Raw genomic sequence first — 12679 nt, forward strand, 5'->3', positions numbered from 1 at the left:
GTTCTAAGTTCTAAGTTCTAGGTTCTAGGTTCTAGGTTCTACAGTGTATTGTTCACTTTCTTCTCTAACAAAACCTTTTCTAATTTTTATTAATGCAGCAATCATGGCTGATATTTCCTTACATTCAGTTATGATTTTTGTTCCTTCACTTTTATCTATATAGCCAATATCTACCCCAATGTAAGTTTGGGTTAGTAATTCTCCTGATGAGCCTTTTGCATAATACAAAAAACGAGCTTCTTCTTTGCTTGTTTCTCGCTCCATACCTTCGGCTATATTTGAAGGTATTGATAAAGCAGAGCGAGTAATTTGATCTTTAAATCCATAATCTTTGCAGGTAGCCATTAGCTTGTATATATTGCTTGCTAACCGTGCTGAACGTTTCCATACGTCTAATTTTTCAAATTGCATTAAAATTCTTTTTTTAAGTTATAGGGTTCTAGGAACTAGGCGATAGGTTTTAAGGACTAGGGCCTTATCTTCCTAGGAGCCTAGAACCTTTACCTTCCCAGTACCTTTAACTTCCTGGTTCCTAGAACCTTTTTCTTCCTAGCACCTTTTGTCTTTATAACCTCATATCTACTGATGATTTATCAAGAATGTATTTTAGATCATATAACACATGTTTTTCTTTACCGTATGCACGAATTTTTTCTGCACCAAGTGCTTTAAACTCATTATGACCAACAGCTAAAACAATGGCATCGTAAGTATTAAGCTCTACTTCTTTGATTACTGACAAGCCGTATTCGTGCTCTGCCTCTTCGTTTGAACACCAAGGGTCAACAATATCTACATTAATGTTGTAGTCTTTTAATTCACTAACAATATCTACCACTTTGGTGTTACGTAAATCAGGGCAATTTTCTTTAAAAGTTAATCCCATGACTAATACTTTAGCGCCGTCTACTTGAATGCGTTTTTTAAGCATATTTTTAACTAACTCAGCAACTACGTGTTTGCCCATGCCATCGTTTAAACGGCGACCCGCTAAAATCATTTCAGGGTGGTAACCAACACTTTGTGCTTTGTGGGTTAAGTAATATGGATCAACACCAATACAGTGACCACCAACCAGGCCAGGACGGAATGGTAAGAAATTCCATTTGGTGCCAGCAGCCTCTAGAACTTCTAAGGTATCTATATCAAGTTTATTGAAGATAATAGATAACTCATTAATTAAAGCAATGTTGACATCACGTTGGGTATTTTCAATGACTTTTGCCGCTTCTGCTACTTTAATGCTAGATGCTTTATGTGTACCTGCAGTAATTACTGATTTATAAATTTGATCGACAATTTCAGCAATTTCAGGAGTTGAACCAGAAGTTACTTTTAAGATATTAGTTACGCGGTGTTCTTTATCACCTGGGTTAATACGTTCAGGAGAATAACCTGCGAAGAAATCTTGGTTAAAGACTAAACCTGAAACACGCTCTACTTCTGGTATACATGTTTCTTCAGTAGCACCTGGGTAAACGGTAGATTCATAAATAATTATGTCATCTTTATTAACCACTTTACCTAACATTTGGCTTGCTTTAACTAGTGGAGTTAAATCAGGTTGTTTATGTGCATCAATAGGTGTCGGCACAGTAACTATATATACGTTACAGTCTTTTAAATCATCTACTGTGTATGAATATGACATGTGAGGCGAGTCTTTTAACTCTTCATCGCTAACTTCAAGCGTAGAGTCGTGACCAGCTAATAGATCATTTACGCGGCTTTGATTAATATCAAACCCTAGGGTTGGATATTTTTTGCCAAATTCAACTGCTAGCGGTAGGCCTACGTAACCTAAACCGATAACACCTATTTTTAAACCTTTTAATGATAAATCCATTATTTGTTCACTTCTTAATATTTAATAATTTATGAAAACTGTTTGTTAGGGAATTCCCGCTTACAAATATTTGTTACACATATATCTCGCCTGCAGGGCAGCCTCCTACAAAACCTGGTATATCGCCTGCAAGGCAGCCTCTACAAAACCGTTATTTCGCCTGCAGGGCAGCCTCCTACAAAAACCCGATATATCGCCTGCACAAAGCCATGGTAAAGCCGCCTACAGTATATTTTACTGTTCTAATGCCTTTATGGCTAAGTGACAAAACAACAATATTGATTGATACTTTTCTTCTTTTATAATTAACTTAATAATAGATTTATCTACATTGAGGTAGTCATGTACTAAAGAATTACGTAAACCTATAATTTTTCGCCACTCTGTTAGCTCTTTATCACAGATAACATTTAGGTTCTCTAGCGCTGCAAAAGTTTGGTAAGCACTAGTACCCGACTCTTTCTTAATGGACTTTAACCAGTGTTTGGCTAAGCCTATTGATACTTCTGTTAATAATTGTAATAAACGCTCAGACGCTCGATAATCTCTACTATTTAAAACATTTAATTCACTTAACTCTTTTAGTTCAAGTTCATATTCGTTTATGTGAATACGCACTTCTTTTAAATAAAGTTTTAGTCCTTGATCTACCATTATCGTTACCTGCTACTCTTGTTGCTCAATCGTTTCAAATTCAAATTGGCTATAAATACGTTGTATTTCTTTAAATTCTCTACTTTTATTTTTTGAGTATATAACGCTTCCGTATTCGACTACATTAAACGCTAAGTAAACTGGTATTGTATTAATATCAACAATTGATAATTTACCCTCAGGTAAGTTCAATTGTTCAGACCATATTAGCGACAATTCATGTGGTCTTAATTTTCGATCTAAATCGCTTAATTTAAAATTATTAAATGCTATACCAATGTCGATATCACTATGTTCGTGTGCTGTACCTTTAGCTTGTGAACCGTATAGCCATATTACTTCTATGTCTTTATTGCTTTTGGCATGTTTAACAATGCTGTCGAGTATATCATTAATGTTTTGCATTGATTGCCCACCTTTGAATAACCATTGGCGAAGACTCTTTATTAGCAAAGCCGTCTACAAATATTTGTTGCACATATTTCGCCTGCAGGGCAGTCTCCTACAAAACTCGGTATATCGCCTGCAGGGCAGTCTTCTACAAAACCGTTATTTCGCCTGCAAGGCAACCTCCTACAAAACCATGGTATATCGCCTGCAGGGCATCATCATACAAAATTCGGTATCTCGCTTGCAGGGCAGTCTCCTACAAAACCTGGTATATCGCCTGCAGGGCAGTCTTCTACAAAACCGTTATTTCGCCTGCAAGGCAGCCTCCTACAAAACCATGGTATATCGCCTGCAGGGCAGCCTGTTACAAACTCGGTATCTCGCCTGCAGGGCAGCCTCCTACGATCATTGTGATTAGAGGTGGATGAATTCGCCTCTACACATTTATATTATTTGTCTGATTTATATTCGTAGTTGTAGTAGCCGTAATAGCCGTAGGCGTTGCTGGCTTTTTTCAGTACGCCGTTAAATACTACACCTTTTACATCTATGCCATTTTGTTCAAAACGTTGACGGGCATAGTCGATTTCTTTCAAAGCATTTTGTCCAAATCGCGTTACCATTAACATACTGCCTGCATGGCCACCTACAATGGCAGGATCGGTTACCGCTAAAATAGGCGGTGTATCAATAATAACAATATCGTATTTGCTTTTTACTTCTTCAATTAATTTACTGAAGTTACTGTGCATCAATAATTCTGACGGATTTGGTGGCACTTGGCCGCGGGTAATAACGTCTAATCCGTTTACATTTGTTGATTTAGTTACTTGTTCAAGGTTTTGTTGGCCTGACAAGTAGTCAGATAAGCCATTTTCAGCGTCAAAACCAAAGTGCTTTTGTAAATAACCTTTACGCATATCAGCATCTACTACTAATACTTTTTGGCCACTTTGCGCGAGTACTGCACCTAAGTTGGCTGAAATAAATGATTTACCTACACTCGGAGATGGGCCTGATATTGCTATAACATTGTTCTTAGCTTCCATCATGGCAAAGTGCAAACTAGTTCGTAAGCTTCGTAATGCTTCTATTGATAAGTCAGCCGGGTTTTCTACTGCTAATAAGTTTTTATGTAATAAACCTTTACGTTTACTACTTCGAGATAAACTTTTACTAATGCCTTTACCAAGTCCTTTACTTAGCCCTTTAGCAAAAGTGGTTAATTTGTCTTGGTGTACTGAAAATGGCACGCTAGCATATACTGGTAAACCAATTGCTTCTATTTCACTCGGATCTTCAACACCTTTATGTAATGCTTTTTGCACTAATACAATAGCGATAGCTAACATGCCACCTAGCATGGTTGCCATTACTACAATTAATGCTTTTTTAGGTTTAACAGGTTTAGTAGTATTAACTTCAGCTACATCAATAATACGTACATTACCAACCGTGCCTGCACGTACAATATCTAACTCTTGCACTTTACCTAATAACATCATGTAAATTTCGTTACCCACTTCAACATCTCGTGTTAAACCAAGTAATTTTTGTTGCATTTCTGGTAAATCAGAAATCTTTTGTGCTAAAGCATCACGTTGATCTTGCACAGCAGAAATTTGCTCAACAATACCTTGGTAATTAGGATGATTACGTTTGAATTTTCGCGACATGGCTAAGCGTTCAAGATCTAGCTCTTGTAATTTAGTATCAAGGTCAACAATTTGCTCTAATACGCCTTGCGTTTCGAGAGTAATATTTACAGATTGTTGATTTTTTTGATAATCGTTAAATAAGCTTTCAGATTGTTCTAACTCTTTTTTAATTTCGGGTAATTGAACTTCTAAAAAGTCGAGTGATTTTTTTGCTTCTGCTGAATTTCTATCAACATTTCGGCGTACATATATTTGTGAAATTTCATTAAGCACTTTTTCACTGTATTCTGGATTCGCATTTTCAAAATTTAAGTTTACTATTCCCGAGTCTTTACCTTTTTCACTGGCGCCAATGGCAGCTTGTAAATCTAAAATAGTATTTAAGCGATCTTTTCTCGTTAAAGTAAACTCTGTGTTTGGCCTGGCGACAAGTGATTTGATAATCAGCATGAAACTACCATTACTAACTTCTTCACCTACTTTTCCTGAAAGAACTTTATCACCATCTTCAGTTAATAAAGTAAAATTGTTATTTTCGTTCGCTTGTACTATGTAATTTTTATCTATTGCATATTTAGGTACATCAAATCTGAACACATTAATACTCTCACCACCCCAAGCATAAGTTTCAGCGCCAAAACTAGGTTGTGCAACATCACCTGGTTTTACTGGCGTAAATTTTCTAAAACTACGGCCACCAATAATGGGATATAACTTAGGTTGCGCTACTATATCTAAATGTAAATTATCTACCGCTTCACCAATAACAGAGCGAGATTTTAATAATTCAATTTCGGTAATTGATTTAGAGCTGCTTTCAAACATGCCAGCCATGTCATCTAAGCCAGGTACTGAACCACCGCTTTCTTCAACTTGAATCATGGCCGTAGCTTGGTAGATAGGTGTTGAAAATATAGCTACAGCAACACCAACTACCATAAAAACAGTTGTTAAAATGATAATAAAATACTTACGATCGAGTAAGGCGCCAAACAGGGCCATTAAATCTATTTCGTTAGCAGGTGCATTGTTTTGTTGGTTACGACCTGTTGATTGGTTATTACTTACAGGTTGAGTTGAATTTACATTAGTTGACATAATTGGTGTAACTTCTAATAAGTGTGCCTAATTTAAACTGCGATATTTATGTTGTTTATAATATTTTAATTATTAACTACAGCTTAAAGTTTTAAAACTTGTATTTGGCTATCGCTTTAAATATATTTTGTCCAAGCAGTACATGCTTTGTCGATTAACTGATAAACATGTTCAAACGCTTCATGGCTTTGCCTATATGGATCAGGTACTTCTATATCATCAAGCCATTTACCTAACAAAAAGGTTTTTCCGCGGGCTTGTGGATATTGACCTAATAAGTCACTGAGATGTCTATCTTCCATCACTAAAATCAAATCATTTTCAGCAACTAATGCTGAGCTTAATTGACGCGCTTTGTGCGCGTCCATATTAATGTCATAGGTTAAAGCAATGCTACTAGCGGTTGATTCTGCACCTTTATCTACTAAAGCGGTTAATCCTGCTGATGAAACTTTGATGTTGTTATTAGCAGACTTTTTATCTAGCTTATCTTTAAGTAAATATTCAGCCGTAGGGCTGCGACAAATATTACCCGCACAAACAACTAAAATAGAGTTAAACATACCCATTAAAATATAACTCCTTGCGATTTGATTTGTGAAACACTATATACGGCCTGTACTGTAGGTATTAGCTGACTAATTAAACGATTCCAACGAGCTACAGGGGCAGTGGTTACATACACAATATCACGAGGTTGTAATTTAAATTGATCGGCTAAAACTAAAGCAACGGCATTTTGTGCATGTAATTGATAAACGTCAGCAATAATACCTTCTTCATTTGCATCACGTTTACGCATAACAAAAATACCACTAGCATCGGCGGTCGCTTCGTTTATACCACCTACATCACTTAAGGCTTCGGCTAAACTTAAACCGTAACGACTTATGTTCATGCTTCCTGCTTTAGTTACATCGCCTAATACAAATACTTTTTGGTTGTCGCTACGACTAACATGAATGATATCACCGTCACGCATTAAACGGTTTTGTGAAATATCACCTTTAGTATAAAAATCATCTAAACGAATATTTTCTGTTTTGCCTTTGCTGGTGAAAGTAACTACTCGCCAATCTGCCATTTCAGTTAAGCCGCCGGCAAGGTTGAGTGCATCAATAATAGTTAATGGTAATTCCGTAATAGGTAACACACCAGGGCTTTTAACTTCGCCTGTTACATAAGATCTTTGGCTTTTAAAGGCAACAACTTTAAGATCCACTTGTGGTTTTTCAATCACTTTACTGAGTTTTTCAACCAGTAAATCATGTAGTTGTCGAATTGTTTTACCTGCAGCAGGTAAATTAGGGGCATAAGCATATGTTATTGTACCGTCTGCTTGAATTCTAAAACCATCAAATTCAGCGGTTCTTTGTACTGCTGCTGGAATAGTTAGTTCAGGATGGTCCCAAACACCAATTGATAATACGTCACCCACGCCAAGAATATAATCATAACCATCACTGATCATAGGGTTACGAGTTTTAGGTTGGGTATGTGCTTGTTGGGGTTGGTTTAATTGCGATATAAGTCTAGAGTCAATAACTTCAATATTAACGTTGGATAAGTCTTGTTCGAGGGTGGAGTTATTATGGTCAGCATCAACGCCATCCATATGACTACCAGGAATAACAGTACAACCACTTAAGATTAATAATGAAAATGAGATAACTAAATTTTTAGAGTATTTTAACATTCTGTAACTTATCCAATCCTTCGCTAAGTTAATTTTGTGTGCTTTTGCTTACTATTAATAAAACCTGAACAACACTTCAATTAACTTTTAGCATTACTTTTATAATTGTTTTAATAGTAAGTTTTTGTACTGAGCTATTTTCAAGGAAAGATACATTATATTTTTCACAAGGTTCGCATTAAAAAGTACTAACTTTTAACAACATATTATTTCGAAATATATTTGGGCTAGATGATACGTAACTTGCCCAAAATTGTCTAGCTATTAAAGGAGCTAGTCGATATTCTTTTTATGTTAGCTTGTGCATCTTACAATATTTATTTTAGCTCGTTTTCTTAGCCTGTTGATGACCGTTTTAACTCAGCTATAATCTCTTTATTCGCTTCTGGAAACTCTAACGAGTCAAACTGCTTTAATGTAAACCAGCCTTCGCCCTGGCCTTCTTGTGCACTTGGTTCACCAAGAAAGTTATCAACAAGGTAAACATCTAAACATACGTGCTTATCTTGCTTGCTTTTATCTTTCGCTAAGTAAGTATGCTCAATTTTTATTAATGCCTGACAAGATAATATGTCAATGCCAACTTCTTCTTTTAACTCGCGAGCCAGCGCTTGTGCTACGGTTTCATCTGCCTCTACTTTACCGCCTGGAAATTCCCACTTACCACCTTGATGAGCATTTTCTAATCGTTTGGTTAAAAAGTAATGCGGGAAACCTTCTGCGTTTTCGCTTTTAATTACGCCTACTGCTACGTGAACAACTTTATTCATTATTTTCTCGACTAAATTTAAAACAAAAATAAAAATGCCAGTCGGTTGACTGGCATTTATGCATCATAACTTCTGTAAACTAGCAGTTATGCTAACTTGCCATGACATTGTTTGAATTTTTTACCTGAGCCACAAGGACACGGATCATTACGACCAACGCGTGGACCTTGTTGTTGCTCTACAGTCGGGTTTGAAGCCGATTGATGTTGAAAGTCTTTTGGAACGGCTTCTGCTTTTCTTCGCTGCTCTTCAACCGCTTCAACATCAGATTCTGCACGAATTTGCACTTTAGATAAAATACCTACAACATCATATTTTAGGTTTTCCAGCATTTCAGTAAACAGTTGGAAAGATTCACGTTTAAACTCTTGCTTAGGATTTTTCTGTGCATGAGCGCGTAAGCCAATACCTTGACGAAGATGATCCATCGCTGATAAATGTTCTTTCCAATGTGAATCTAAGCTTTGTAACATAACTGCTTTTTCAAAATGACGTAAAACGTCTGCGCCAACCGCTTCTTCTTTATTTTTATAAGCTTGGTTAAACTCTACAATAATTTTTTCACGTAAGCTTTCTTCGTGCAATTTACTGTCATCGGCAAGCCATTGAGCAATAGGTAATTCTGTTGCATATTCACCTTTTAGCTGCTCTTCAAGACCTTGAATATCCCACATTTCATCCATAGATTGACGAGGAATGTGCATGTCAATGATGCCATTAATTACATCATTACGAATAGCGCTCACCACATCACCAATTTCTTCATTATCAAGTAGTTCATTACGTTGTTCGTAAATAACACCACGTTGATCGTTGGCAACATCATCATATTCTAATAACTGTTTACGCATATCAAAGTTACGACCTTCAACTTTACGTTGCGCGTTTTCAATACTACGTGTAACCCACGGATGTTCAATTGCTTCGCCGTGCTCCATGCCTAGTTTACGCATCATGTTTGAAATACGTTCAGAGGCAAAAATACGCATCAATGAATCTTCCATTGATAAGTAAAAACGGGTTGAACCTTCATCACCTTGGCGACCAGAGCGGCCACGAAGTTGGTTGTCTATTCGACGAGATTCATGACGTTCAGTAGCTACAATGTGTAAACCACCTAATTCAAGTACACGGTCATGATCTATTTTCCATTGCGCTTTAGCTTTGGCAATATCGTCTTCTGTTGGATTTTTTAACTTAGCAATAATAGCGTCTAAATTACCACCTAAAACAATATCGGTACCACGACCGGCCATGTTAGTTGCAATAGTTACTGCGCCTTCTTTACCCGCGTCGGCTACAATTTCAGCTTCTTGTTCATGGAATTTAGCGTTAAGTACTTTGTGCTTAATTTTTGCTTTCTTTAAGAAGTTAGATAAAAATTCTGATGTTTCAATAGCAATTGTACCAACAAGTACCGGTTGACCACGTTTAACACAGTCTTGAATATCTTCTAAAATCGCTTCAAACTTTTCTTCAGCCGTTAAGAAAATCAAATCAGATAAATCTTTACGCACCATAGGCTGGTTAGTTGGGATAATAACGGTTTCTAAGCCGTAAATATGACTAAATTCAAATGCTTCAGTATCAGCAGTACCTGTCATACCTGATAGTTTTTCATAGATTCTGAAGTAATTTTGGAACGTAATAGAAGCTAGGGTTTGGTTTTCATTTTGAATGTTAACCCCTTCTTTAGCTTCAACTGCTTGATGTAAACCTTCTGACCAACGACGGCCGTCCATTGTACGACCAGTATGTTCATCAACAATCACTATTTCGCCGTCTTTTACGATGTAATCAACGTTCTTTTGAAACAGTTTATGTGCACGTAATGCTGCCATAACATGGTGTAATAAGGTGATGTTAGCGGCAGAAAATAAAGTATCGCCCTCGGTTAATAATTCTTTTTCAACCATGATCTCTTCGATACGAATTTGACCACGTTCGGTTAAATAAATTTGTTTGGCTTTTTCATCAATAGTGAAATCGCCGGTACTTTCTTCGCCTTCTTTGTCTTCTTCATCTTGTTGTTCAAGCGTTGGTACTAGAGTGTTGATAATTTTGTACAAAGCTGAGCTGTCTTCAGCTTGGCCTGAAATAATTAGCGGTGTTCTGGCTTCATCAATAAGAATTGAGTCAACTTCATCGATAATAGCGAAGTGCAGTGGTTTTTGCGCACGTTCTTTGGCTGAAAAGACCATATTGTCACGTAGGTAATCGAAACCAAATTCGTTATTAGTACCGTAAGTAATATCTGCTTGGTATGCGGCTTGTTTTGCTTGTGGTGCCATGCCCGCAATATTACAGCCAACCGTTAAACCAAGAAATTCAAATAACGGGCGACTCCAATCAGCATCACGTGATGCAAGATAATCGTTAACGGTAATAACATGCACGCCTTTACCCGTTAGAGCGTTTAAGTATGACGGTAAGGTTGCAGTAAGCGTTTTACCTTCACCTGTTCTCATTTCAGCAATTTTGCCGTCATTAAGAACCATGCCGCCAATCATTTGTACGTCAAAATGACGCATACCAAATACGCGTTTACCGGCTTCTCTTACTACAGCAAAGGCTTCTACTAATAATTGTTCAACCGTTTCGCCTTGCGTATAACGCTCTTTAAACTCAGCGGTTTTAGCTTTTAATTCTGCATCAGTTAATGCTTCGAAAACGGGCTCAAGTGCATTGATTTTAGTAACTTCTTTGCCCATTTTTTTCAATAATCTATCATTGCGACTACCGAATACTTTTGTTAACAAACTTCCAAACATCTTATTTAAACCATCTATTGAGAATTATCAGCGACTAACTATTAGCGTCACCTTATTTGTGGATTATTATGATAACCGCCTAACGCGTATATGTAACGTGAAACCTACGCGTTAAGTGATTACTTCCCTTTTCGATAAACAAACTTAATTGGATTGATTTGTTTATTATTTTTTAAAATTTCATAGTGAACATGTGGGCCTGTCGAGCGCCCTGTGCTCCCCATAAGTGCAATATGTTGCCCTTTATTAACAACATCACCGACTTTTACCAGTAAATCTTTGTTATGACCATAGCGTGTAGATAAACCATTGCCATGATTAATTTCAATTAAGTTTCCGTACCCGTAACGCTTACCCGACCATGTTACAATGCCCGAAGCAGTTGTAATCACAGGGGTATTTTCTTTACCGGCAAAATCTACACCTTTATGCATAGTTGCGCGGCCGTTAAACGGATCTTTACGAACGCCGTAATAAGACGAAAGCCAACCTTTGGTTATGGGTCTGCCTGATAAATAACCATCATTTTGTATATGGTGACCAAAAGTTACAGATTCAAGCATTTCTAACTGTTTTTCTTCATGATTTATTGTATTTTCAAATTCTTCAATTTCTAAAAACAATTCTTCAAAGGTTTTATTAGTTAAAGGAAAGGTATCTGAGGCTGGGCCGCCACTGGCTGGTAGGTGGCTAAAATTAAATTCTTTTTCTGGGATGTTGGCGTCATCAGCTAAGCGATCACCCAAAGCATTTAATCGTAAAACTTGGCTTTGTAATTCAGCAAGTTTGACGGTTAGCGCAGTAATAGTTTGTTCTTTCATTTGCTCAGGGGCTAAACTTACCTGTGATGAAATTTGATACAGGTCGCTGTTGGGTTGAAATTTATTACTCAGTAATAGGTGCACAACTAAGCCAGAAACAAGCGCAAAAGCACATAACGCTGATAGCCAATGCAATTTAGTGAGTTGCATTGAAAATCGGACGTTCTTTCCGCGGTATAGTAGTGTTAAACTCATAAGTATATTTTCGGTTTCATTATTCAGTTTGCTCTGTGCTATCTCTTAACACTCTTTGACTTAACATGTGCTGAGCGTAAGTTGAACATAATAACTGAGTTTTGTTAATTTTAATAACTTTGGTAACTTTTGGTGGTTTAAGTAATGGTAAGTAATGGCTAGAAAATCGAAAGTCCCTATTAATATGGCTGCCCTATTACAAAAAACAACGGGCACTTTGTCACATATTCAGTCAAAAACCAACTCTTTGACAGCCCTAGCTGACATTGTACGGCAAATATGTCCTGATTTACCAGCAGATGCTTTCAATATTGCCAATTGTCGCGAAGATTCCTTAATTATTGAGGTGAAATCTCCTGTTTGGGGTCAACGCCTACAGTTTGAACGTAACAATATTTGTAATGCGTTAATGAATAATACCGAGGGAAATTTTAACCGTATTGAGATTAAAGTAAACCCACAAGGGTTTCGAAAAGAACGCCATGATATTACCGAAAAAACACGCGCTGAATTATTGCAGTCTCATGCCATTAATAGCGCTGAAATAGCAAATCGTTACAATGCTGGAATAAATGCAGGTATAAACGGCGTTGGTGTTGTAAATGAAAAAACCTCTAAACAGTTTTTAGAAATAGCTAAAAACGCACCAAAAGGTTTGAAAGAAAAATTAGAAAAGCTGGCATTGGTTGCCGGGAAAAGACAATAATATTGGCATGCGCAAACAAATTCCCGACTACGAAAATACAGGTAACGCACTTTGAGGGAGAGAAGGTACTATGT

At 37.0% G+C, this 12679-nt stretch carries 11 protein-coding genes; 1 reads left to right on the plus strand and 10 read right to left on the minus strand.

Going from position 1 to position 12679, the window contains the following annotated elements:
* Positions 1–24 precede the first annotated feature (24 nt).
* From CWS31_RS17750 to CWS31_RS10765, 10 genes are all read right to left on the minus strand, one after another.
* Complete coding sequence (locus CWS31_RS17750; RefSeq protein ID WP_101345394.1) at positions 25–411, minus strand: four helix bundle protein; 387 nt, start codon at positions 409–411, stop codon at positions 25–27.
* 154 nt (positions 412–565) lie between these two features.
* Positions 566–1846 (minus strand): Vi polysaccharide biosynthesis UDP-N-acetylglucosamine C-6 dehydrogenase TviB, encoded by a 1281-nt coding sequence (gene tviB / locus CWS31_RS10725; RefSeq protein ID WP_101345393.1) that lies wholly within the window; start codon positions 1844–1846, stop codon positions 566–568.
* Between the two features lie 234 nt (positions 1847–2080).
* Positions 2081–2500: a type VII toxin-antitoxin system HepT family RNase toxin gene (gene hepT, locus CWS31_RS10730; RefSeq protein WP_101345392.1), complete on the minus strand. Its 420-nt coding sequence runs from the start codon at positions 2498–2500 to the stop codon at positions 2081–2083.
* A gap of 12 nt (positions 2501–2512) precedes the next feature.
* Positions 2513–2905: a type VII toxin-antitoxin system MntA family adenylyltransferase antitoxin gene (gene mntA / locus CWS31_RS10735; protein WP_101345391.1), complete on the minus strand. Its 393-nt coding sequence runs from the start codon at positions 2903–2905 to the stop codon at positions 2513–2515.
* Between the two features lie 434 nt (positions 2906–3339).
* Positions 3340–5646 carry a polysaccharide biosynthesis tyrosine autokinase gene (locus CWS31_RS10740; RefSeq protein ID WP_101345390.1) on the minus strand — a complete coding sequence of 769 codons (2307 nt, stop codon included), beginning with the start codon at positions 5644–5646 and terminating at the stop codon, positions 3340–3342.
* A 116-nt stretch (positions 5647–5762) separates the two neighbouring features.
* Positions 5763–6209, minus strand: coding sequence for a low molecular weight protein-tyrosine-phosphatase (locus CWS31_RS10745; protein ID WP_170252857.1), 447 nt, complete (start codon positions 6207–6209; stop codon positions 5763–5765).
* 5 nt (positions 6210–6214) lie between these two features.
* Positions 6215–7342: a polysaccharide export protein gene (locus tag CWS31_RS10750; protein ID WP_101345388.1), complete on the minus strand. Its 1128-nt coding sequence runs from the start codon at positions 7340–7342 to the stop codon at positions 6215–6217.
* Positions 7343–7677: 335 nt separating this feature from the next.
* The gene (gene mutT, locus CWS31_RS10755; RefSeq protein WP_101345387.1) at positions 7678–8112 is read right to left on the minus strand and encodes an 8-oxo-dGTP diphosphatase MutT; all 435 of its coding nucleotides are present in this window, start codon (positions 8110–8112) and stop codon (positions 7678–7680) included.
* An 86-nt stretch (positions 8113–8198) separates the two neighbouring features.
* Positions 8199–10883 (minus strand): preprotein translocase subunit SecA, encoded by a 2685-nt coding sequence (gene secA, locus CWS31_RS10760; protein ID WP_101345386.1) that lies wholly within the window; start codon positions 10881–10883, stop codon positions 8199–8201.
* 119 nt (positions 10884–11002) lie between these two features.
* Positions 11003–11854, minus strand: coding sequence for a M23 family metallopeptidase (locus tag CWS31_RS10765; RefSeq protein WP_342780236.1), 852 nt, complete (start codon positions 11852–11854; stop codon positions 11003–11005).
* 199 nt (positions 11855–12053) lie between these two features.
* Here CWS31_RS10765 and CWS31_RS10770 point away from each other — a divergent pair, with 199 nt between their 5' ends.
* The gene (locus tag CWS31_RS10770) at positions 12054–12605 is read left to right on the plus strand and encodes a DUF721 domain-containing protein (protein WP_101345384.1); all 552 of its coding nucleotides are present in this window, start codon (positions 12054–12056) and stop codon (positions 12603–12605) included.
* The last annotated feature ends 74 nt before the right edge of the window (positions 12606–12679 follow it).

The organism is Colwellia echini (genome assembly GCF_002843355.2).
In the GTDB taxonomy this organism is placed as follows: Bacteria; Pseudomonadota; Gammaproteobacteria; order Enterobacterales; family Alteromonadaceae; genus Colwellia; species Colwellia echini.

What these genes read in the sequence shown, in the direction of transcription:
- CWS31_RS10740 (WP_101345390.1), bottom strand. Translation starts at nt 5,646, where the DNA reads ATGTCAACTAATGTAAATTCAACTCAACCTGTAAGTAATAACCAATCA.
- secA (WP_101345386.1), bottom strand. Translation starts at nt 10,883, where the DNA reads ATGTTTGGAAGTTTGTTAACAAAAGTATTCGGTAGTCGCAATGATAGA.
- mutT (WP_101345387.1), bottom strand. Translation starts at nt 8,112, where the DNA reads ATGAATAAAGTTGTTCACGTAGCAGTAGGCGTAATTAAAAGCGAAAAC.
- CWS31_RS10765 (WP_342780236.1), bottom strand. Translation starts at nt 11,854, where the DNA reads ATGCAACTCACTAAATTGCATTGGCTATCAGCGTTATGTGCTTTTGCG.
- CWS31_RS17750 (WP_101345394.1), bottom strand. Translation starts at nt 411, where the DNA reads ATGCAATTTGAAAAATTAGACGTATGGAAACGTTCAGCACGGTTAGCA.
- hepT (WP_101345392.1), bottom strand. Translation starts at nt 2,500, where the DNA reads ATGGTAGATCAAGGACTAAAACTTTATTTAAAAGAAGTGCGTATTCAC.
- mntA (WP_101345391.1), bottom strand. Translation starts at nt 2,905, where the DNA reads ATGCAAAACATTAATGATATACTCGACAGCATTGTTAAACATGCCAAA.
- CWS31_RS10770 (WP_101345384.1), top strand. Translation starts at nt 12,054, where the DNA reads ATGGCTAGAAAATCGAAAGTCCCTATTAATATGGCTGCCCTATTACAA.
- tviB (WP_101345393.1), bottom strand. Translation starts at nt 1,846, where the DNA reads ATGGATTTATCATTAAAAGGTTTAAAAATAGGTGTTATCGGTTTAGGT.
- CWS31_RS10745 (WP_170252857.1), bottom strand. Translation starts at nt 6,209, where the DNA reads ATGTTTAACTCTATTTTAGTTGTTTGTGCGGGTAATATTTGTCGCAGC.
- CWS31_RS10750 (WP_101345388.1), bottom strand. Translation starts at nt 7,342, where the DNA reads ATGTTAAAATACTCTAAAAATTTAGTTATCTCATTTTCATTATTAATC.